General features: G+C 56.4%; 24 protein-coding genes and 1 pseudogene. 12 read left to right on the forward strand and 13 right to left on the reverse strand.

The window, feature by feature from the left end; all coding sequences use genetic code 11:
- Nucleotides 1–61: 61 nt before the first annotated feature.
- A complete protein-coding gene (locus tag GT355_RS16485; RefSeq protein ID WP_160135630.1) occupies nt 62–298 on the reverse strand; it encodes a hypothetical protein in 237 nt (78 codons plus the stop codon).
- 204 nt (nt 299–502) lie between these two features.
- Here GT355_RS16485 and GT355_RS16490 point away from each other — a divergent pair, with 204 nt between their 5' ends.
- Both GT355_RS16490 and GT355_RS16495 read left to right on the forward strand, forming a co-directional pair.
- Nucleotides 503–1,738: a hypothetical protein gene (locus GT355_RS16490; RefSeq protein ID WP_160135631.1), complete on the forward strand. Its 1,236-nt coding sequence runs from the start codon at nt 503–505 to the stop codon at nt 1,736–1,738.
- Nucleotides 1,735–2,112, forward strand: coding sequence for a ferritin-like domain-containing protein (locus tag GT355_RS16495; RefSeq protein WP_160135648.1), 378 nt, complete (start codon nt 1,735–1,737; stop codon nt 2,110–2,112). The genes GT355_RS16490 and GT355_RS16495 overlap by 4 nt, the downstream gene beginning before the upstream one ends.
- A 74-nt stretch (nt 2,113–2,186) precedes the next feature.
- Here GT355_RS16495 and GT355_RS18675 read toward each other — a convergent pair.
- The 4 genes and pseudogenes from GT355_RS18675 to GT355_RS16510 all read right to left on the reverse strand — a co-directional run.
- Nucleotides 2,187–2,363, reverse strand: a pseudogene (locus tag GT355_RS18675) (hypothetical protein); the annotation flags it as partial.
- Between the two features lie 54 nt (nt 2,364–2,417).
- Nucleotides 2,418–4,760 carry a heavy metal translocating P-type ATPase gene (locus GT355_RS16500; RefSeq protein WP_192928041.1) on the reverse strand — a complete coding sequence of 781 codons (2,343 nt, stop codon included), beginning with the start codon at nt 4,758–4,760 and terminating at the stop codon, nt 2,418–2,420.
- Between the two features lie 64 nt (nt 4,761–4,824).
- A complete protein-coding gene (locus tag GT355_RS16505; protein ID WP_160135632.1) occupies nt 4,825–5,574 on the reverse strand; it encodes a helix-turn-helix domain-containing protein in 750 nt (249 codons plus the stop codon).
- Nucleotides 5,575–5,640: 66 nt separating this feature from the next.
- Entirely contained in the window at nt 5,641–5,925 is a 285-nt protein-coding gene (locus GT355_RS16510) for a DUF7967 family protein (RefSeq protein WP_160135633.1), read from the reverse strand.
- 553 nt (nt 5,926–6,478) lie between these two features.
- On the opposite strand from GT355_RS16510, the gene GT355_RS16515 reads away from it, so the two are divergent.
- Together GT355_RS16515 and GT355_RS16520 are read left to right on the forward strand one after the other, a co-directional pair.
- Nucleotides 6,479–6,862 (forward strand): ArsR/SmtB family transcription factor, encoded by a 384-nt coding sequence (locus tag GT355_RS16515; protein ID WP_160135634.1) that lies wholly within the window; start codon nt 6,479–6,481, stop codon nt 6,860–6,862.
- A gap of 1 nt (nt 6,863) precedes the next feature.
- Complete coding sequence (locus GT355_RS16520; RefSeq protein WP_160135635.1) at nt 6,864–7,823, forward strand: permease; 960 nt, start codon at nt 6,864–6,866, stop codon at nt 7,821–7,823.
- Nucleotides 7,824–7,947: 124 nt separating this feature from the next.
- Here the strand turns inward: GT355_RS16520 and GT355_RS16525 are convergent, their stop codons facing one another.
- Nucleotides 7,948–8,271 (reverse strand): RidA family protein, encoded by a 324-nt coding sequence (locus GT355_RS16525; RefSeq protein ID WP_240145864.1) that lies wholly within the window; start codon nt 8,269–8,271, stop codon nt 7,948–7,950.
- A gap of 238 nt (nt 8,272–8,509) precedes the next feature.
- Here GT355_RS16525 and GT355_RS16530 point away from each other — a divergent pair, with 238 nt between their 5' ends.
- From GT355_RS16530 to GT355_RS16540, 3 genes are read left to right on the forward strand one after another with little or no spacing between them, the layout of a single operon-like run.
- Nucleotides 8,510–8,908 (forward strand): ArsR/SmtB family transcription factor, encoded by a 399-nt coding sequence (locus tag GT355_RS16530; protein ID WP_160135636.1) that lies wholly within the window; start codon nt 8,510–8,512, stop codon nt 8,906–8,908.
- Nucleotides 8,901–10,061: an ACR3 family arsenite efflux transporter gene (arsB, locus tag GT355_RS16535; RefSeq protein WP_160135637.1), complete on the forward strand. Its 1,161-nt coding sequence runs from the start codon at nt 8,901–8,903 to the stop codon at nt 10,059–10,061. Before GT355_RS16530 ends, arsB begins: the two co-directional genes overlap by 8 nt.
- A gap of 21 nt (nt 10,062–10,082) precedes the next feature.
- Entirely contained in the window at nt 10,083–10,550 is a 468-nt protein-coding gene (locus GT355_RS16540; RefSeq protein ID WP_192928042.1) for a low molecular weight phosphatase family protein, read from the forward strand.
- Nucleotides 10,551–10,579: 29 nt separating this feature from the next.
- Here the strand turns inward: GT355_RS16540 and GT355_RS16545 are convergent, their stop codons facing one another.
- On the reverse strand, nt 10,580–10,786 hold the full coding sequence (locus GT355_RS16545; protein WP_160135638.1) for a hypothetical protein: 207 nt from the start codon (nt 10,784–10,786) through the stop codon (nt 10,580–10,582).
- A gap of 182 nt (nt 10,787–10,968) precedes the next feature.
- On the opposite strand from GT355_RS16545, the gene GT355_RS16550 reads away from it, so the two are divergent.
- The 4 genes from GT355_RS16550 (at nt 10,969) to GT355_RS16565 (ending at nt 13,794) form a co-directional block, all read left to right on the forward strand.
- Nucleotides 10,969–11,973: an arsenic resistance protein gene (locus tag GT355_RS16550; RefSeq protein WP_160135639.1), complete on the forward strand. Its 1,005-nt coding sequence runs from the start codon at nt 10,969–10,971 to the stop codon at nt 11,971–11,973.
- Nucleotides 11,974–12,081: 108 nt separating this feature from the next.
- Nucleotides 12,082–12,486, forward strand: coding sequence for a recombinase family protein (locus GT355_RS16555; protein ID WP_275690163.1), 405 nt, complete (start codon nt 12,082–12,084; stop codon nt 12,484–12,486).
- A 38-nt stretch (nt 12,487–12,524) separates the two neighbouring features.
- Entirely contained in the window at nt 12,525–13,151 is a 627-nt protein-coding gene (locus tag GT355_RS16560) for a DUF3267 domain-containing protein (RefSeq protein ID WP_160135640.1), read from the forward strand.
- Between the two features lie 280 nt (nt 13,152–13,431).
- Complete coding sequence (locus tag GT355_RS16565; RefSeq protein ID WP_160135641.1) at nt 13,432–13,794, forward strand: hypothetical protein; 363 nt, start codon at nt 13,432–13,434, stop codon at nt 13,792–13,794.
- Nucleotides 13,795–14,057: 263 nt separating this feature from the next.
- Here the strand turns inward: GT355_RS16565 and GT355_RS18680 are convergent, their stop codons facing one another.
- Both GT355_RS18680 and GT355_RS18685 read right to left on the reverse strand, forming a co-directional pair.
- Nucleotides 14,058–14,492, reverse strand: coding sequence for a transposase (locus tag GT355_RS18680; protein ID WP_420825982.1), 435 nt, complete (start codon nt 14,490–14,492; stop codon nt 14,058–14,060).
- Nucleotides 14,393–15,007 carry a transposase gene (locus GT355_RS18685; protein ID WP_420825983.1) on the reverse strand — a complete coding sequence of 205 codons (615 nt, stop codon included), beginning with the start codon at nt 15,005–15,007 and terminating at the stop codon, nt 14,393–14,395. The genes GT355_RS18680 and GT355_RS18685 overlap by 100 nt, the downstream gene beginning before the upstream one ends.
- A 47-nt stretch (nt 15,008–15,054) precedes the next feature.
- On the opposite strand from GT355_RS18685, the gene GT355_RS16575 reads away from it, so the two are divergent.
- Nucleotides 15,055–15,534: a GNAT family N-acetyltransferase gene (locus GT355_RS16575; RefSeq protein ID WP_160135642.1), complete on the forward strand. Its 480-nt coding sequence runs from the start codon at nt 15,055–15,057 to the stop codon at nt 15,532–15,534.
- 331 nt (nt 15,535–15,865) lie between these two features.
- Here GT355_RS16575 and GT355_RS16580 read toward each other — a convergent pair whose 3' ends face one another.
- The 4 genes from GT355_RS16580 to GT355_RS16595 all read right to left on the reverse strand — a co-directional run.
- Nucleotides 15,866–17,008, reverse strand: a complete 1,143-nt coding sequence (locus GT355_RS16580) for an FAD-dependent monooxygenase (protein ID WP_160135643.1) — start codon at nt 17,006–17,008, stop codon at nt 15,866–15,868.
- 36 nt (nt 17,009–17,044) lie between these two features.
- Nucleotides 17,045–17,290 (reverse strand): DUF7692 domain-containing protein, encoded by a 246-nt coding sequence (locus GT355_RS16585; protein WP_160135644.1) that lies wholly within the window; start codon nt 17,288–17,290, stop codon nt 17,045–17,047.
- Between the two features lie 225 nt (nt 17,291–17,515).
- Nucleotides 17,516–18,253 carry a metallophosphoesterase family protein gene (locus GT355_RS16590; RefSeq protein ID WP_160135645.1) on the reverse strand — a complete coding sequence of 246 codons (738 nt, stop codon included), beginning with the start codon at nt 18,251–18,253 and terminating at the stop codon, nt 17,516–17,518.
- Between the two features lie 237 nt (nt 18,254–18,490).
- A partial coding sequence (locus tag GT355_RS16595) for a DUF7983 family protein (protein ID WP_476702764.1) occupies nt 18,491–18,759 on the reverse strand: 269 nt, incomplete at its 5' end.

An 18,759-nucleotide genomic window follows, 5' to 3' on the forward strand; every position in this document is an offset into this window, starting at 1 on the left:
TGGTCTTGCTATATCCAGCGTCTACAAAACCTATCTCGCTCGATCTCGTTTCCAGATTCATCTACGATAGTGTGTTAATGAGTGTGTAGATGATGAGAAAGCTGAGCAGGGCAAAAGCAACACCAAAAACTGCCATACTGATTGGCGTTTGAGGAAAAGTGACTCCCAAGAAGGTCGTTGTTGGAGACGGATCTATAGACCCGAGAAAATAGCCGACCCCTGCAACTACAAAAACAGTGAAACCAGATATCACGCTGAGGATACTTCGTCCGGAGATACTGTCTGTCTTCGTCGTCATGCAAATCTTGTCGAACTGGACAGCAATATTCCTTCGTCTCTCTATTTTCGGCATATCTAGCCGGATAACTACACAGATATCTCTGTACTAGAAGTCGTAAAGACCACCAGAGAATTGTTCTGCGACTGAATACGAATACGATCAGAATGAACGTTGTATTGCTTGTTCGACGGAATCATGTCCGTAGAGATCTGAGAGTCAAATATGAGTTTCCCGGGCGTTGAGAGCAACGGGTTATCCGCGGGTTGGCAGTCACGCCGAACTACCCAAGTCGTCGTGTGGCTCGGGACTGTTCTCGTTGCTCTCTGTGCGACCCCACTCGCCGCAGCCCACGGTACCAGTGGTACTCACGTCTACGCTGGCGGTGTTCACCTCGAGCAGTGGCATGCCCTATTCTTGATTGGACTCGGGCTCGGAATGGCCGCTGTTAGCGCGTATCTGCCGCGAGTACTCAAGCCGACCTACTCACACTACGCGCTCTGGAGCGTCTTCGCTGGGCTGGTGCTGGCTGCGGTCGGTGGTGTCCTGTTCACGCAGTTAGCTACCGCGACTGAGTACACAGCGAGTTCGATTCCGTTTCCACGGGCGTGGTACCAGCCCATTGCGCTACTACTCGGATTCGTGATGATGACCGGGAGCCTCCTTCTCGGCCGGCTCCAATGGCCAACACGGCCCGAGTATTCCATTCTGGGAATCGAACTAGGCCTCTGGATCGCCTATCCGGCACTTACTGGGATGGGCGAGTACACTAATCCACTCGGGTACGCGCTCGTCCTCAGCGTTCCGCTTACCGTCGGGTACATTCTCTGGCAGGACTGTGCTGGCGCGATCCGGTCGGTGCTTCGGGACCGGACGGCACGTCGGTTCGGTGGTGGCGTCGCGCTCACCGCCGGGCTCTTTTTCATGTTCGCGGCCGGCTTCTTCTCCTTCGTACCGGAGGAAGGTCTCAACGCACCGCAGACGGCCACCGTAACGACGCTGCCGACACTGTTCCCACTCGTGACCTGGCCCACGCTCGAATGGTTCTTCCCAACGATTCCTTTCGTGGGAATGCTCTCGGTCGGCGTTTTCATCATTGTCGGGATGCTCGGCGGGCTGATCGGCCTCAATGCTGCGATTATCGCTCGTCTCTGGACATCGGGAGAGAAGACGGAGGTAACCGAGAGCAGCGTCGGAACGGCGGCGTTCGTTGGAGCGAACGCGTGTAGTTGCTGTGGGCCGATCATCGGACAGTTCGTCATCCTGGTCGCGGGTTCTTCGGCTGCTGCACCCATCTACTGGTTGTTCGTCGACCTCGCTTCACCTGCTGGAACGCTCTTTCTCGCCACGAGCATCGCACTCCTCACCGGGAGTCTCCTGCACGCCGCCAAATCGCTAGTCAATTCGCCAGCGTGTGAAATTAACGAGCGTTCCTCGCCCCCGAGCGTACAGGCAGACTGAAGAAAACTAACCTTACGAAGTCGCCATACAATCGTAGGTTCGAAGAGATTCGTGATCATGAGAAGGCGCACGTTGAGGCACTGACCACGACAATCACCGACCCCGGTGGTACCCCTGTTCAGGAAGCCGAGTACAAGGTCGGATACGAGACCGTCTCCGAGTTCGTCGCGACCGCGGCCCATTTCAAAGACATTGGCATGTCGGCATACGCTGGTGCCGCATCATTCATCTCCAGTTCGGAGGTACTCACGTCAGCACCCAATATCCACTCAGTCGAGGCCCGACACGCGAGTTACTTCGGCACGTTAAGTCTCCGTCAAGCGGCACCCGATGCGTTCGATACGGCGCGCTCAATGAACCAGGTCCTTCCCTAGTAACAGTTCGTCGCCTCGGAGTAGCGCCCGCCCAGAGGCTTTTTCGTTGTAGATTTCGGTTTGGGTGCCCATCATCAGGATAGTACCGATTGGTCTGGGCTCACTGGTCTCGATTCGCTACCCGACGGTGATCCGAGTCGTAGCTGTCTGAAGGAATGCGGTCTCGTAGCCCTCGTGTCGGGCGGCTTGCGTGGGGTTTCGATAGAAAGTTCGAGGACATCGCCGGTCTGCACAGTATTGATCCCCGTCCCGTAGTGGTTGTTGAGCTCCGGATCGAGTGTCGGCGTGAGCGCGCCGCTCGCTACTCATTTCGAGGAGTCGCCTCCCCGTAGCGTGTCGGGAACCATCCGCGAGAGACGCATCGCATTGCCAGTGACACCGAGGCTCATACCCATATCGCCGACAACCACGGCCACCGCAACGCTGACGTAGCCGAGCGGGACGCCGATCGCGAGCAGTGCCTTCGCGCCGAGACTCGTCCAGATGTTCTGTTGAATCACGTTTCCTGCTTTGTCCGACAGCTCGTAGAGGTACGGCAGTTTCGAGAGATCGTCACCCATAAGTGCGATATCAGCAGTTTCAAGCGCTGTATCCGTTCCGGCAGCCCCCATCGCAATCCCGACAGTCGCGGTCGCAAGCGCTGGCGCATCGTTCACGCCGTCGCCAACCATCGCAACGTCGCCGTATTCATCACTCAACTCATCGATTGCTTCGACCTTCTGGTCAGGGAGGAGTTCCGCGTGGTACTCGTCAACGCCGACCTGCTCGGCAATCGCCTGGGCCGTTCCCTCATTGTCGCCCGTGAGCATTACAACATGACCGATACCCAACTCATGCAGGCGCTCGACAGCGCGTTGTGAGATCGGACGTACCTCATCAGCAATTGCGATGCCACCCAGCAACTCTGTTTCCGTTCCAATGAGGACGACCGTTCGTCCCTCCTCCTCAAGTCCGGCCAACACATGGTCAGCGTACTCCTTCTCCGCCTCTTCGGGACTAGAATTCTCAGTGACCTCCTCCGGTACGACCCCACCGTCAGTTACGCTGCGAGCTTGGGGGAGGTCGAAGCCGAGTTCCCCGAATAGTGCTGGTTTGCCTGCATAGTACGTCTCACCGTCGATAGTAGCTTGAATGCCCTTTCCAGTCAGGCTCTCGAAATTCGAGACAGGAGGAAGATCGATTCCCTCAGAGTCCTCAGTATGGGTGAGAATCGCCTCAGCAATCGGATGTTCACTCCGCTGTTCTAACCCGGCACCGTATCGGAGCACATCTGACTCACTGTAGTCTCCGAACGGAATCACGTCAGTGACCGTGAGTTCACCCTTCGTGAGCGTCCCGGTTTTGTCCATCGCGATAGCGTCGATTTCGCCCATTGCTTCGAGGTGATTTCCTCCTTTGATGAGCACGCCGTTCTTCGCGGCACTCGTAATCCCGGAAACGACCGAAACGGGCGTCGAGATGACGAATGCGCACGGGCACGCGATCACAAGTAGGGTGAGACCACGGATGAACCACGTCTGCCACGGCCATCCGAACGCGAGTGGCGGCACGGCAGCGGTGAGAATTGCCAGCACGACCACTATCGGCGTGTAGTAGCCCGAAAAGCGATCGACGAACTGCTCCTTTTCGGTTTTCTTCTCCTGTGCTCCCTGCACCATCTCGATGATTTTCGAGAGCGTCGAATCACCCGCCGTTGAGGTGACCTCTACTTCGAGATAGCCTTCCGCGTTGATACTTCCGGCAAACACTTCATCGCCGGAAGATTTGTCGATAGGTACGCTCTCTCCGGTGATTGAAGACTCATCGACCGCACTCTCGCCCTCGACAACTGAGCCGTCGAGTGGGATCTTCTCGCCGGGACGGACGATGACGGTTTCGCCTACGTCCACGTCCTCGGCCGCTACAGTCACCTCATCGCCATTCCGGCGGACCGTGGCCTCATCCGGCGAGAGTTCCATCAGTTCACGCAGCGAGTTGCGTGCTCTATCCATCGCGTAATCTTCAAGCAACTCCGCGATGCTGAACAGGACGGCTAGTGTCGCGGCTTCGACGAAGTAGCCGATGCCGGTGGCGGCGATGATCGCCGTCCCCATCAGGAAGTCGATGTCGAGACTCAGGTTCTTCGCGGAGTAGTAGCCTCCGCGAACGACGGGATAGCCGCTGACGGCGATTGCGACGAAAAATAGCCCGTCCGCGAGTGTGAGCGGATAGTCGAGGACGGTTGCAGCCTCGATGTTTTGCCCAGTGAGTACGAACTCGAAGAGGAGACCGAACACGAGAAACCCTGCTCCGATCCAGGTTTTGATGGCGCGCGAACTCGTCCAGATCTCCGAGGGAGGCGCGATTTCCACTCCTCCGGTCGATTCCTCACGAGAATCGCTTTCATCGCCGACGACGTCGTAGCCCGCACCCTCAATGGCTGCAACCACGTCGGCCTCGGTCACACGGTCAGAATTATAGGTCACCGTAGCCGTGCCAGTGGTCGGCTGGAGGGTCGTGTCAGTGATCCCGTCGACGCGTTGGAGTGCCTTACCGACCTTCTGCGCGCACGAGGGACAGTCCATCTCCGGAACGGCAAGCCGGACGGACAGTTCTCGCGCCTGCTTACTGTCGCCCGTCTGTTCCACTGCATCCACGTTCTCGGTCATCACCGTGAGATAGGGGAGTCAACTCGATAAGCCTTAGTTGGAATTTTCCAAACGGGAAGTCAGGTCAGGGTGATATCGACGGCTCCGAAGGGAGATTTTCGTGAGCAACGTGCTCCTTCGCAAGGTGTTCTTCCGCCCGTCGAAGTCGGTAGGTGAGCGTCGACCGAGGCACGTTGAGGTGCTCTGCTAGTCCACCTACGTCGATCTCTCGGGGCGACTCGTAATAGCCGTGTTCGACGGCAGCCTGAAGAGCAGCCTCTTGTTCTGGCGAGAGCTGGGTTGTTCTGTCGTTCGTATTGTTTGTCGAGGTCGAGGTGGCGGCCGTTCGGAGTATTTCCGTTCGGGCACAGTCGCCGACGGCAGTTGCGAGCTCATCGAAGAACGCACTCACGTCGCCCTCGCCGGAATGGATGATGCGCCAGGTGTAGTGACGACTCTCGTGGCGCGTGTCGAACAGTAGACCATCGCCGAGGTGGTCGCGTGCGATGTGGGGGATGGACGAGCAAAGAGGGGTGCGCTCCCAGTACGAGTAGAGAACGAGCGTGTCATCAGTCTGGTCAAGGATCTGTGTAGTCTGGGTAGCATCACAGTCCTCGGTTGCGAGACAGTCTGCATAGTAGTCGCTGTTGAGAAAGGCGTCTTCGATATCAGCGAGAGCGTCGGGTGTCCCGGTGGCGTGATCGACGCGCCAGAGACGGTTCTCGGTGGCGTGCAGCGAGAGCGATCGAATCCAAGCGTCTGGATGGTCAGCGAGAGTATCTGCCACCCTGTTGCACTTAGGTTCGTATTCGAGAGCGAAGACGAGCTCGCGCATACACTACTATAGCTGGCTCGGAGGCATAATACATGGCTTTAGACCGCCCGGATTTGGTTACTGGGGTTAGATCACATCGTCGTGATCGTGAGTTTCCTGCATCCGCTGTGCTTCGGCAGCGTATTGCTCTTGAAGGTCGGTATCGTCGACGGAGCCGAGATTGCTCGGGTCAGCGTCGACAGCCGCCGTGGTGTCGCGAACATCGGTAAAGGAGGTTAGTGCTCGTTCTTTGCGGTAGTACTGCTCACCATCGGGAGTTGCGTAGGTGAGGATGATCAGGTTCTGCTCGTCGTCGGAGTAGGTTCGTTCGACCAACCACACACGGATACCATTATCCAGTTGCTCCGTCATATTCGCCCGGTTGTTGCGCCTCGGGATTAAATGGTGGAGGTTGTAGATGGGTGTTTTCAGAGACACGGAACCCAAAGCCCATCCCGGCAGCACAAATTTCCGAAGAGATCTATGCATGAACAATCTACCTAGCCGACTTCAGCTCAGGTATTGCCGGAGAACTCATCTGACCCGCTACGGGAGAATCCCCTGAACCAGAGATCGGGTGAACATATTTGTTATTAAATGATGGTCTGTGGAATAGCCCTGATGATGTTGATTTCGAATCGAATCGTGTATGAGCAATCTACCTGCCTGGCTTCAGATCGAGATCGTCGTCTATCAACACTCAACGATTTATCGCCCACCGCAATCTTCAAATAGATTGCGAAAATACGATTTGGTGCGATGTCACAGAGTACTCTCGGTCGCATCTGGGATCGTCTCACAGCACGCTACGAACAGGACACAGAATCCGACTGTTGCGGGGCTACTGTTGAGGAAATCACACAGGATTCGCCCGAAACCGAATCGGAGAACTGCTGCGAATAGATACAAAACGCAAAGGTACGATATGTCCCAGACAGACTCACCACCTGACGAAGCCTACAGCGCGCTCGACCGATTATACGACGACCCGGAGGCACGAATCGCCGCCCTGCGGGACTCTCGCCCTCCCGAACGAGATGTTGCCGGTCAAGAAGCCGTATTCAAGGCGCTCGCCAACGAAGACCGCCTCCGCGTTCTCGAAACACTCCGCGAGTCCGAGTGCTGTGGCTGTGAATTACAGATCGTGCTCGATGCACCGCAATCGACGGTCGCCACGCACCTCCGGAAGTTGAAGAAAGCGGGACTGGTCAAATCACGGAAGAAGGGCAAGTGGAGCTACTACCGCATCGCCGATACCGCGGTCTTCGAACTGCTTGATCTCGCCCGCGCTGTTCAGGGGGACGCCTGAGATGCTTCCGGCAGGACTCGAAAGCGGCCTCATCGACTCGTGGAACTACTTCGTTCATCTCGTGGTCCTCCTCGTCCCGCTGTTCATCGGGGCGTCGTTCCTCGTGGGCCTCGCACAGGAGTATCTCCCACCGGAGAAGGTCGAGCGAAAGCTTCGCGGGCACGATGAGGGTGCGGGGAACGTCGCTGCCGCCGGACTGGGCGCGGTGACGCCATTCTGTTCGTGTTCGACTGTGCCTGTACTGGCTGGATTATTGCAGGCAGGCGCGCCGCTCGGGCTCGCGTTTTCGTTTCTGCTGGCCTCGCCGCTCGTCAACGAGATCGCCGTGTTGTTGCTCGTCGGCCTGTTCGGCATCGAGGTGACGGTCTGGTACATCGTCATGACGTTCGTCGCGGCAGTCGTCGGTGGACTCGTGATCGGGCGGCTGGGATTGGCCGAACAAGTCAAGGAAGTCAGCATTACTAACGAGACCGATCAAGCCGTCGCAACAGACGGCGGGACGGTCGATTGCTGTGCTGGAGGACCGACGCCAACCGAACAGACCCACAGACAGCACGTCGAGAGCGCCGCGCGTGATGCATGGTCGTTCTTCGTCGATACCCTTCCATATCTGATTCTCGGAATGGTGATCGGGGCGCTGATTCATGGCGTCGTTCCAGTCGACGTGCTCCAGACCGTCCTCGGACCTGAGAACCCGCTCGCCGTGCCACTGGCTGCGCTCGCCGGTGCGCCGGTCTACGTCAGCCTCAGCGGAATGTTGCCAATCGCTGCTTCCCTCAGCGAACAGGGGATCGCTATTGGGACCGTTCTCGCGTTCGTCGTTGGCGGAGCTGGTGTCAGCATCCCGAACGTGATTCTCCTGAACAAACTCTTCAAGCGCCGGCTGTTGGTCGTTTACGCTACCACCGTCGTCGCAATCGGTGTCATCGTTGGTGTTGTGTTCAATATCTTCATCGTCTAAGTTGCCCTGCTGGCCAGTCACCCATCTTCACTTCCAACAATACCGTGACCGTGGCAACACCGATTTCGCCGTCCCGATGGTCTCGATCACGAGCGCCCGGAACCGGCTTCGTATCCGTTCGGTGCTATTCGAGGGCGGCGACTGCGTCGACGGTGACTGCGGCACCACCGAGTAGTTCGCAGGCTCCGACGGTCGTGCGTGCCGGATACGTGTCCTCGAAATATCTCTCGTAGGTCTCGTTGACCGATTCGTAGGCGGCCATATCGGTGAGATACAGCGTTAACTGAAACACGTCATCCATCCCCTGTCCGCGCTGATTCAGCTTGGCTTCGAGGTTCTGTAAGGCGAGTTCGAGCTGCTGTGCAGGTGGTTCGTCGCTTTCGACTTGTCCATTGTGCTCGGGAAGTTGCCCCTCGATGAAACGGAGGTCCGAGTCGCCAGTCTTCATTCCGTAGCCACCGATGAACTCCGTCCCAGCGCGCTGCCTTCGGCTTGCTTCGCTCGCTCGATCCGGAATCGATCTGTTGGCTTGCTCTGATTGCACGCTTCGGTTTAATATTCTCTCAAGTAAAACCCTTTCGTCCGCACTCGTACGAACGACCCATGGGCAGAGATAGTACACGAATAGGGTATCACCCGCGTCGTCATCGAAACGATTAATTGAGTCTGTATTCAATTCACTCTCCATGGCGCAAGCGACCGAACGACTCCAGCGATACCTCGAAGACGAGCTCGGGGAGTGTCGAGACGAGGACGTCAAGCGTCGACTCGACGAACTCGGCACGCTCGAAGCGGCACTCGGCCCAGCACAGGTCAACGCCGAACTCGACGTGCTCGCCGCGCTCGCCAACGAGACGCGCTACACGCTCGTTCGCGTGCTCGTAGCAGCCGGGGAGGAACTCTGTGTCTGTGAGCTTCAGGCCGTCGTCGACGTGAGTGAGAGCGGGCTGAGTCACGCGCTCTCGGCGCTCGTCGACGCGGGACTCGTGACCGGGCGCAAGGACGGACGTTGGAAGAAGTACCAAGCTACCAACCGTGCCATCACCCTTGTGACTGTCCTCGACGGGAGCGTGAGTAATGAGTAACGTCGACCACGAGCACGGCCCGGACTGCTCGTGTCCGCAGTGTGGTGACCCACGGTCGATGGACTTCCTCGACAAGTACCTCACCGTCTGGATCTTCGGCGCGATGGCCGTCGGCGTGGGATTGGGCTATATCGCCCCATCGGTGACCCAACCGATTCAGAACCTCCATCTCGTGGAGATCGGCCTCATACTGATGATGTACCCGCCGCTGGCGAAGGCGGACTACTCGCAGCTCCGGACGGTATTCAGCAACTGGCGCGTACTCGGGCTGAGCCTCATCCAGAACTGGCTCATCGGCCCAACGCTGATGTTCGGGCTGGCGGTCGTGTTCTTCAGCGGCCTCGTTCCGGGCCTGCCCGCGCGCCCCGAGTTCTTCCTCGGACTTATCTTCATTGGGATGGCCCGGTGTATCGCAATGGTGCTTGTCTGGAACGAACTCGCCGAAGGGTCTCCCGAATACGTCACTGGGTTAGTGGCGTTCAACAGCCTCTTCCAGATCGTCACCTACGGCGTCTACGTCTGGTTCTTCGGGTTGTTCCTGCCGCCGCTGCTGGGAATGGACTCGCTCGTTGCCGGGATTACCACCTTCGACATTACACCGATGCAGGTATTCCAAGCCATCGTGGTCTTTCTCGGTATTCCCTTTGTCGGCGGCTTTTTGACCCGCTACGCCGGCACGCGCACCAAGGGCGAAGAGTGGTATGACGAGGATTTCATCCCGAAGATCGACCCGCTGACGCTGGTCGCATTGCTGTTCACGGTAATCGTGATGTTCGCCACGCAGGGCGAGAACATCGTTGCTGCACCCGCAGATGTTCTGTTGATCGCGGTGCCGCTGACGATCTACTTCGTGGTGATGTTCTTCGTGAGCTTCGGCATGGGGAAAGGAATCGGCGCGGACTACTCGACGACGACCGCGATCGGGTTCACGGCGGCCTCGAACAATTTCGAGCTCGCCATCGCGGTCGCGGTCGCCGTGTTCGGTGTTGGCTCCGGCGTCGCCTTCACGACCGTCGTCGGCCCGCTCATCGAGGTGCCCGTCTTGCTCGCGCTGGTCAACGTTGCACTCTATTTCCAGCGCAAACTCGACTGGAGTGGAACCGAGACTGGCAGTCTCGACACATCACCGTCCGAGGCGACGACTGACGACTAACCACCACACGAACCAAAACCAATGTCCACCACTACTGATACAGCGAACCTGATTCGACTCGCGTTCATGTGCGTCCAAAATGCTGGACGCTCGCAGATGGCGACCGCATTCGCCGAGCGCGAACGCGAGCGCCGAGGCCTCGACGACGCCGTCGAGATCCTTACCGGAGGTACCCGTCCAGCGGACCACGTTCACGAGGAAGTCATCGAAGTCATGCGCGAGGAAGAGTTCGATCTCTCGGAGCGGATGCCCCGCGAAATCACAAGCGAGGAACTCCGTTCGTGTGAGTACGTGGCGACGATGGGTTGTTCGACGCTTGACGTCGACGAGGATGAGTCAACGGTTGACATCCGCGACTGGGATCTTCCCGATCCTCATGGAGAGGATATCGACACGGTACGTTCGATTCGAGACGACATTCACCAGCGTGTGGTGGATCTGTTCGATGAACTCAGCGACGACTCACAACTGAGCGCCCCCACGAACTGAGAGGGTTGACGACCCGGAAGAAACGAGTGCTACTCGGGCGACCACTCGCAGGCGTCGCCATAGGTCAGTTCGTTCTCGGTGATATACGCCGACAGGCACGCGTAGTTGCAGAAGTAGAGAGGTGAGCCACAATCGACGGTGCAGTCGCGTACACAGATGGGGTCGTGGTTGAAGATACGCGAACCACAGTATGCACACGCCTCGTCTGTATCGGGAATCTCGACTGTCGTAGCCATGTTCTGTGGTTCTTCACGACCAAGCGAAAGCATTCCGACCGTCTACTGATAGAGCTTCCAGTGATACGCTCCCCCTATGCGTACCGTTCGTCGAAGTTTGTGAACTGCTCTGTGACACCCCAACCATGGGAGGCTGCTGAAATCAGTCTTCGTAAGGTGCTCCGGCGTCACAAGATTCTACAATGGTACAGTTTACGAAAGACTGGATTCAGCACAATCAAATACTCATCTACGCAACTGGCGTCCTTCTCGCAGTTATCGTGAGCTTTGCTCAGCCGGGGCTAAGTTCTCCTCTGGAACAGTTCATCAACCCCGTCTTGGCAGTGCTTCTGTACGTGACGTTCCTTGAAATCCCGTTCGTCAAACTTCGCCGGGCGTTCACGAACGGCCGATTCATGCTGGCTGCGCTCGGGATGAACTTCCTCGTGGTTCCGGTCGTCGTCTTCGCTCTCACCCGATTTCTCCCGCAGGACCCGGCCGTTCTTGTCGGGGTATTCATGGTATTGCTCACGCCGTGTATCGACTACGTAATTTCGTTCACGGAGCTTGCGAACGGCGATGCAGAACAGATCACTGCGGCGACGCCAGTGTTGTTGCTCATTCAGTTGCTGCTCCTTCCGGGGTATCTCTGGGTGTTCATGGGAGAGCGAGTTACAGAGTTCATTCAGGCAGGACCCTTCATTGAGGCGTTCGTTCTCATCATCGCAGTTCCGCTGACGCTCGCATGGCTTACCGAAGTGGGTGCAGAACGTTCTGAGGCTGGAAAGCGATGGAAAGACGCGATGGAGTGGTTACCAGCCCCGATGATGAGTGTGACGCTGTTTGTGGTTATCGCGTCCCAACTCCCACGTGTTCAAAACTCAATCGGACAGATCACTGCTGTCATCCCGGTATATGTCGCGTTCCTCGTTATAATGCCACTACTCGGACGGTTCGGGGGCGGACTCTTTGGAATGGATGTGGGCGAGAGCCGTGCTCTCGTGTTTACGTCGGTGACGCGGAACTCATTGGTCATTCTGCCGCTGGCACTCGCGCTACCGTCGGGATACGCACTCGCTCCGGCGGTCGTCATCACACAGACACTCGTCGAATTGATTGGAATGGTCGTCCTTACCCGAGTCGTACCAACGTGGCTTGTTCCCGAGACCGGTCGGGGAATTAGCCCGGAGACGACCCCAGACGACTGAAATACACATATCCAAGGGTAGCTAGGCCGGCTCATCACATATAGAAGGTTGAGTATTTCAGACTGATAGTTGATTTCGTCATTCGCTGTGCATTAGAAATCCATTTGCCTGACTTCAGATGAGGTCGGGCTGCACATTCTTGATATGGGCATCGACCTCTCGCCCGACGAACGCGACCCCTACACCCGCGCGTTCCTCACTGTCGCAGCGACCTTCGCCGAGCTCGAAGCTGAGATCAAACGCGACAACACCCGCGAAGGAATCGCAGCGAGTCGTGCCCAGGGCAAATGGCATGGCCGCCCACCATTCGGATACGACGTCGGTCCAGAGGGTTTCTTAGTACCTAATGACGACTATGAGACTGCTATCGTTATCCTCGATGAACTCGATAAAGGTGCGAGCAAACGTGAGCTTGCCCGTCGGACCAGTGTCGCCCGCTCGACAATCCAGCACATTGCCAACAACCACGAGCGGTATGTTGGTGAGTCGTCACAATTCGTTGGCTCCGTATAGCGATATACAATGCACGCCTACTACACGATCGAAGGGTGATGGATGTGGAGTGGCCGCCAGCACCACCCGAGGGCTATCGACCACACGACCCCGACTACCAGCAACCGTGGTACGTCACGGTAGCGCTGCTCGGCTGGATTCTCGGGGTGTTTATCGGTCCGCCACTGTTGGTAGTGGCCCTGAAAGGAGAGGAGACAGCGGTTCGCCTCGCCTATACTGTCTTTCAGCATGAAACTCCCAATGAGTGGGCCAAATATCTCGTCTGGGTGCTCGGAATGCTTGGTCTCTTAGCTCTCCTTCATGAAGCGCTCCATGCTCTCTGTGGGCGCTGGTTCGGCTACCGCTCGAAATTCAGCATCAGATACGACGGTTTCCTTAATATCTCTCCAACGACGCTCACGTACGGTGAGTATCAATCGCGCGGTGAATCAATAGCTATCGCGCTCGCACCGCTGGTTGTTCTGACGCCGGCAAGTATCCTTGTACTGGTCGTGAGTCAGGATTTCTGGGTATTGGGGTCAGCAGCGCTTATCTGTCTCGGGAATTCAGTGGGGGCGGTTGCCGACCTCGGTTCAGCCTGCCGAATTGTACAGCTTCCAGCAGGCGAGCTCATCACTCAGGATAAGAAAGGCAGGCAGCAATATTATCACCGTGTGAATGAGTAGTCCCCATCGAGAATGCAGAGTAGGGTCATCCCGGAGGTCGGAGTTTGGCCGATCCAGAGGGATAGGGTTCTTCAGCAGCCGCAGTGGCGACGGCGTTACACGCTGAAGCTAGCAGGTCAGAACCGAACGGAGTGAGCTCGCGCGATGGCGCGGTGAGTACGGTGGTGCGGTTCCGCACTTCCCGAACCGAGTGCTGGAGCTGTTGCGGAATATCTGTAGATGCTGAAAGCCGGAAGAGATAACACTCGTGCTTAGGGAGTTGCCGAGAGAGGTTGATCGCATGAGTGTCGAATCCGAGCAGCCGTCGTCACCTGCCGGGCCACCGCTCGGTATCAAGGTCGTCTGCTGGTCCAGAATCCTACTCATGTTCGCCGAGTTCGTTTTAGCGCTCGTGCTGTTCGCGAACTTTGAAGGTCTATATGGCGTGCTATTGCTGGTAGCGATAGTAGGCGAGATCGTGATAGCGTACGGACTCTGGACGCTCACCCTATGGGGCTGGATACTGGCAGTCATCTGGTACTCGGTTGGCGGATTCCAGTCTGCGTCATCGTTGCTGTCGGGGAGCCTGAGTGGTCTCATCGGGATTATCCTGAGTTTCGTTACTGTTGGCCTGGTGCTCACGAACTATCGGTCGTTTCGATAACCCTCTCGGTCACTGGACGCTCCTGAGATATAGCTTATCGTCTCACATCAGGAAAGCACGCTCTTCAGTAGCACAGCGGAACCACGAGATGACGAGCGATCCACAGCCTGAATAGCCCGTATTCGTCACATAGCGGCTGTATCTCGCCATGGCGCGCTCATCATTAGCATGCTATTCCGCTAGTCTACCCAAGAACGGATCGGTCGCTCATCTGTAGGAGATTGTTGATGGAGTTCATGAACGTTTAGGGCATCCGTCTTTAGTTAGCACTCACACCTCGGTTGTGTAGCGGTAGCGAGCGTCTCTTGGAGGATCGATCGTTCTTGGTGAATTTTCTGTGCATCTTCGATCAGTCGTTCTAACAGCGGCGGTGGCGAATAGCCGAGGTGTTCGCCGAGTTCGTGGAGGATGAGCTGGGCGTGCGACCGGAAGGTCGCCGCCCAGCACTCGGGCGGGAACACGATCTCATTGTCAGCCTCCTCGGTGATCAGATCCAGCAGATCACGGCTTACCAGCAGTGACAGCAACGCTGCGTACAGCAGAATCTCAACAACCGCCGGGTTGCTTGTGCTGAACTCGTCAAGTTCGTACTGCGTCTTCAGCTCCCGGAACAGCAACTCCACTTCCCACCGACACCGGTACAGCGTTGCAAGATCAGCCGGCAGGAACTCCTCTCTGGGCAGATTCGTGATGTACAGATAGTAGTCGTCGGCGTCCTCGTTGCGGACACCGACGACGCGGAACCGCTTCGTATCCAGCGACCGAGTTCCATCGTACGGCCCTCGCTTGAATTCCGCTTCAACCTTGACGTCGATGTACTCACGATGGAGATCGTCCACGACGTCGTGGATCTGCTTGCTTCCAGGGGGATGGCGCGGCCGCGCCATCCCCGTAATTCCGCCGTTATCACCGGTTTTGCGCTCTTCTTCAACCGACTCACGAAGTAGCCGTCGTTCTCATCGATCAACGCGAAGCAGCGGTACTTGAAGTACGCGAGATCGAGGAGAACGAGCCGTCCCTGCAGCCACGAGCCTGTGTTGAACAGCGTGCTGTCGTGCGTTTTTTCGTCGCTAACGTCGAGCCGTTCGATCGTCTGGTCGGTGGCATTGTGGAGCAGGTGGAGCGTCGCTCCAGCCCGCTCCTCTTTCCGGGCCTGATACTCTTCGGAGAGAAATTCGTGCGGCCCTGTAGATAGACACTGGACTACCGACAGGGGAACCTCATATTAGCCGACAGTCCTCAGCTAGAGCGAGTGATAGAATGGTGGAGATACGAAAAGCAACCTCTGCAGATTCGGAGGACATGGACCGAATACAACGTGATTCACTCCAGTCACAGGCAGTGGACGAATACTCTTCAGAACAGTTAGAGTATATGACGGCAGTCGATGACGACCGTTTGCTGATTCCTCCAGAGAAAATAGAAGCAGATAGCCATGTATACATCATTGCTGAGCAGGATGGACTACCTGTGGGATATGGAGGTATAGATATTGATGAAGGATTATTGGCAGCGACATTCGTTGACCCCTCCGTTCTTCAACAAGGGGTTGGACAAGCGATAGCTGAGAGGCTGCAACAAATCGCTCAAGACCACGATATTGGAGTACTAAGAACATACGCATCACTCAACGTAACCGGATTTTATGAGCAGATAGGATTTCAAAAGCGAGAGTGTGTCACTGTTGGCGGAGGGGCTGGACCAGAGATTCCGAGCGTAGTGATGGAAAAGCGGGTTTGAGCTACACTCGTGTGATATACAAAGGCGTTTCAAGCACAACTGCACGGGGTTGCATGCGGCGACACTGCTAATCCTCATTTTGCACATCAGACGCCGTTATCGATGTGCAAAACCGACAGTTGGTCTCTCTATGGCTCGAGTGAACACACCTTAGCGTTCGGGACACATCTGCCAGAAGTACGACGATCTGGCGTTCTATAACCCGAGCAGATAGACTCGAACTGCCGATGTGCAATACGGAGACTTATCCTTATCCTGCCAGCCCTCCGGCCCCGCAGGGGCCGTGAGGGTGGTCGCTGACTATTGTGTATGCGAATCTCTACTGAATGACTCAGAAATCGGCTGTGACCATCGATTCTGTTTGTTTCTGCAATAGTAAGGAAGGCACGTGTCTGAATGCGGCGTTCCGAATCTTCGCCAACATCGGATACTCCACCTGCGCCAGCCGGCCCTGAATCCGTGACTGGCGCAGTATGGCTTCTGCTCGGTCTTTGCGACGAGTTTCGTAGGCAGAAAAGGCACGATGGGTGGCTCCGTGGGTAGCTATTGATTCGGCGAGGACGACGGAATCTTCCATCGCCTGTGCGCTTCCCTGTGCGAGATTCGGGGTCATGGCATGAGCAGCATCACCGAGAAGAGTAGCACGACCGTTGGTCCAGTGGTTGAGTGGCGGTACGTCCGTGAGCGGAGTTTGGATGATAGTTTCATCATCGGTAGCAGCGATGAGGTCGGGGACAGGATCAGTGAAATCGCGGTACTGTTTGGCGAGTTCAGCGGAGGTTGCCTCCGGTGCAGCGTCTGGAGATTCTGCCACAACTGTGGCAAACCAGTACACCTGTTCGCCATCGACAGGAAAGTACCCAAGGCGTACTCCATGGCCCCAAAATTCTGCGCCTACCTGCTCAATATCATTCGAAGTCGTTGTATCGGCGAGGCCCCGATAGGCGACTTCACCAGCGTATCGTGGTCGGTTATTTGGGGAGATATTCCTCCGAACGGTGGAGTTGACGCCATCAGCACCCACAACGAGGTCTGGTGTCTTCTCGGTTCCATCAGCGAACTGAATCGCGGGCTGCTTCGCGTCGATACCCACACACTCCATACCGAGTTGTAATCTATCGGTGGAGAGGTGGTTTCTGAGTACGGATTGAAGGTCAGCCCGATGGACAGCCACCATGATATGATTGAGATCGAGTTGATTTACAGGGGTGCGAAAATCCATCGGCATGAGCAGCTGTCCTTCTTTGGTTCGCAATTCGATTCGATCCACAGCAACGCCACGCTCTACAACGGGATCGGCGACATCGAGGTGATCAAGCGCTTGCATTCCATTGGGGGCGATTCCGATCCCGAATCCTACGGGCCGAAGTTCATCTGTAGCTTCGTACACTACCGGGTCGAATCCGCGAGTTTGAAGGCCAATAGCTGTACACAACCCGCCGATACCGCCCCCAATAATTGCAATGTCGGGCATCTATGTGAATGAGTATATGCTCTGGGTATTTGATGCTCAGTCGATTGTGAGGTCGGTGACGAGGCGATGCTCGACGGTGACGTTCGTGGTCGAGAGGAGTTCGGCGAGGTCTTCGGTCATATCGGGATGTTCGGCGGCGTGTTCGAGGTTGCGAAGCATCTGGTTCGAGAACTGGCAGGCAGCATCAATTCCGCCGCTTTTGGTGCCAACGCCGAAGCGTTCGGCAGTGCGCTCGTAGAGGTCGGTTCGGTAGTCTTTCTCGCCGTTCGTATTGATTCTCATAGGTGATTTTGCACATGGGGGTCGATTTGGCGTGCTATTCGGCTTACTCACGGATGGTTTGCCTATAAAGAACGGCGATTTCGTCGTGATGGATGGCGCTCGTGGAGCGTCTCGGCCCGGACGCGGCGCGAAACTTGCACATGGTTTTGGCCGAGCCATGTGCAAAATGAGGATTGCTGTTTTCGGTCTGTGCAACCGGGTGGTTAGGTACGAGATATTGATTTGCTATGGGGCGGGCCAGCCCTGCGCCCACCAATCCGCATGTGGCATATCGCTTTTCCCGGCAGCCTCACGAACCATTTCGACATCAACGTGCGTTTGACACAACTCCACGTCCAGAGACCCATTTTCGTCGGTCAGAAGTGCATATTCTGTCCTAGATGGATCGACCATCGTATTCGTTGCTTGATCCAGGTCGCGGGCGAGTCCGATGCTGCCTGCGTTGAGTATGATGGCGTTCCTGTGGCGGCGGAACAGTTGAACATGCGTGTGTCCACCGACCAGTACTTGCGCATCCGTTTCGGTGAACCATTCATCAAGTTCATCTTGAGGAGTTTCCGCGCCAATTGCTTCAGAATGCGAGCGGGGGGTTCCATGATAACACAACAGCTGTCGCTCATCGCTTAGTTGAATCTCAACCGTTGGCTCGAAGCTACAAATGCTCTCTATTTGATCGTCTGATAATTGCTCTGCTGCCCATCGAAGAAGATCCTTGATTCGTTGGGGGTTTTGGTCTCTGTTATCGATTTGTTCTGGATTGAGAAGAACCTCATCTGTGTTACCCATAACCACCGGAATATCTAATTCCCTAACTATCTCAAGCGATTCGGAAGGCTGTGGACCGTTTGCAACGACATCGCCGAGACAAACGATCTGATCTGGGTTCTCGTCCTCGATTGCAGAGAGCGCTGCTTGGAGCGCCACGGCGTTGCCATGCATATCAGCAATGATTGCGACTCTCATAGATTTTTGCGTCCGTTCGAGATCTCGGTGTCCTCAGCCGGGGACTGATTAATAACCATATTCGTTTTTTAGATCTATTGTGTTTCATGTCAATATTCGCCATCCACACTGGAAGTGAAAATATCAGTGTTGCACCGGAATCTCCCTGTCCACGATTTCTCTCATCTCAAGCCCCTGTCGGTAGTCAAGTGTCTACCTACAGGGTCGCACGAATTTCGATATCTACAGAAATCGCGGTCACTCCGCTCTATCCGCGAACGCACTCCCGGGCGAGAATTCGGTCAGGTCGTCGATTTCGGCTTCGAGCCGCTCGATCTCTTGGCGGAGGACCTCCGCCTCGGGATCGTCGCTCACGGCTAGGCGGTCTTTGAGCCCCTGAAGACGGGTCTCTTTGCGCTCCTCGTCGACTTCGGCTTTCCTGACGTACTCGCTCTCGGAGACGTCATAGACGGCAGACTCGGGGACCGAAACCACGTCGAGTGCTTCGTCGACCTTCTCGCGGTCGA

The organism is Halococcus salsus (genome assembly GCF_009900715.1).
In the GTDB taxonomy this organism is placed as follows: domain Archaea; phylum Halobacteriota; class Halobacteria; order Halobacteriales; family Halococcaceae; genus Halococcus; species Halococcus salsus.

Bases quoted from the DNA above. Each gene is read 5' to 3' on its own strand.
- GT355_RS16485 (WP_160135630.1), bottom strand. From the start codon at position 298: ATGACGACGAAGACAGACAGTATCTCCGGACGAAGTATCCTCAGCGTG.
- GT355_RS16490 (WP_160135631.1), top strand. From the start codon at position 503: ATGAGTTTCCCGGGCGTTGAGAGCAACGGGTTATCCGCGGGTTGGCAG.
- GT355_RS16500 (WP_192928041.1), bottom strand. From the start codon at position 4,760: ATGACCGAGAACGTGGATGCAGTGGAACAGACGGGCGACAGTAAGCAG.
- GT355_RS16505 (WP_160135632.1), bottom strand. From the start codon at position 5,574: ATGCGCGAGCTCGTCTTCGCTCTCGAATACGAACCTAAGTGCAACAGG.
- GT355_RS16510 (WP_160135633.1), bottom strand. From the start codon at position 5,925: ATGACGGAGCAACTGGATAATGGTATCCGTGTGTGGTTGGTCGAACGA.
- GT355_RS16515 (WP_160135634.1), top strand. From the start codon at position 6,479: ATGTCCCAGACAGACTCACCACCTGACGAAGCCTACAGCGCGCTCGAC.
- GT355_RS16520 (WP_160135635.1), top strand. From the start codon at position 6,864: ATGCTTCCGGCAGGACTCGAAAGCGGCCTCATCGACTCGTGGAACTAC.
- GT355_RS16525 (WP_240145864.1), bottom strand. From the start codon at position 8,271: ATGAAGACTGGCGACTCGGACCTCCGTTTCATCGAGGGGCAACTTCCC.
- GT355_RS16530 (WP_160135636.1), top strand. From the start codon at position 8,510: ATGGCGCAAGCGACCGAACGACTCCAGCGATACCTCGAAGACGAGCTC.
- arsB (WP_160135637.1), top strand. From the start codon at position 8,901: ATGAGTAACGTCGACCACGAGCACGGCCCGGACTGCTCGTGTCCGCAG.
- GT355_RS16540 (WP_192928042.1), top strand. From the start codon at position 10,083: ATGTCCACCACTACTGATACAGCGAACCTGATTCGACTCGCGTTCATG.
- GT355_RS16545 (WP_160135638.1), bottom strand. From the start codon at position 10,786: ATGGCTACGACAGTCGAGATTCCCGATACAGACGAGGCGTGTGCATAC.
- GT355_RS16550 (WP_160135639.1), top strand. From the start codon at position 10,969: ATGGTACAGTTTACGAAAGACTGGATTCAGCACAATCAAATACTCATC.
- GT355_RS16560 (WP_160135640.1), top strand. From the start codon at position 12,525: ATGGATGTGGAGTGGCCGCCAGCACCACCCGAGGGCTATCGACCACAC.
- GT355_RS16565 (WP_160135641.1), top strand. From the start codon at position 13,432: ATGAGTGTCGAATCCGAGCAGCCGTCGTCACCTGCCGGGCCACCGCTC.
- GT355_RS16575 (WP_160135642.1), top strand. From the start codon at position 15,055: ATGGTGGAGATACGAAAAGCAACCTCTGCAGATTCGGAGGACATGGAC.
- GT355_RS16580 (WP_160135643.1), bottom strand. From the start codon at position 17,008: ATGCCCGACATTGCAATTATTGGGGGCGGTATCGGCGGGTTGTGTACA.
- GT355_RS16585 (WP_160135644.1), bottom strand. From the start codon at position 17,290: ATGAGAATCAATACGAACGGCGAGAAAGACTACCGAACCGACCTCTAC.
- GT355_RS16590 (WP_160135645.1), bottom strand. From the start codon at position 18,253: ATGAGAGTCGCAATCATTGCTGATATGCATGGCAACGCCGTGGCGCTC.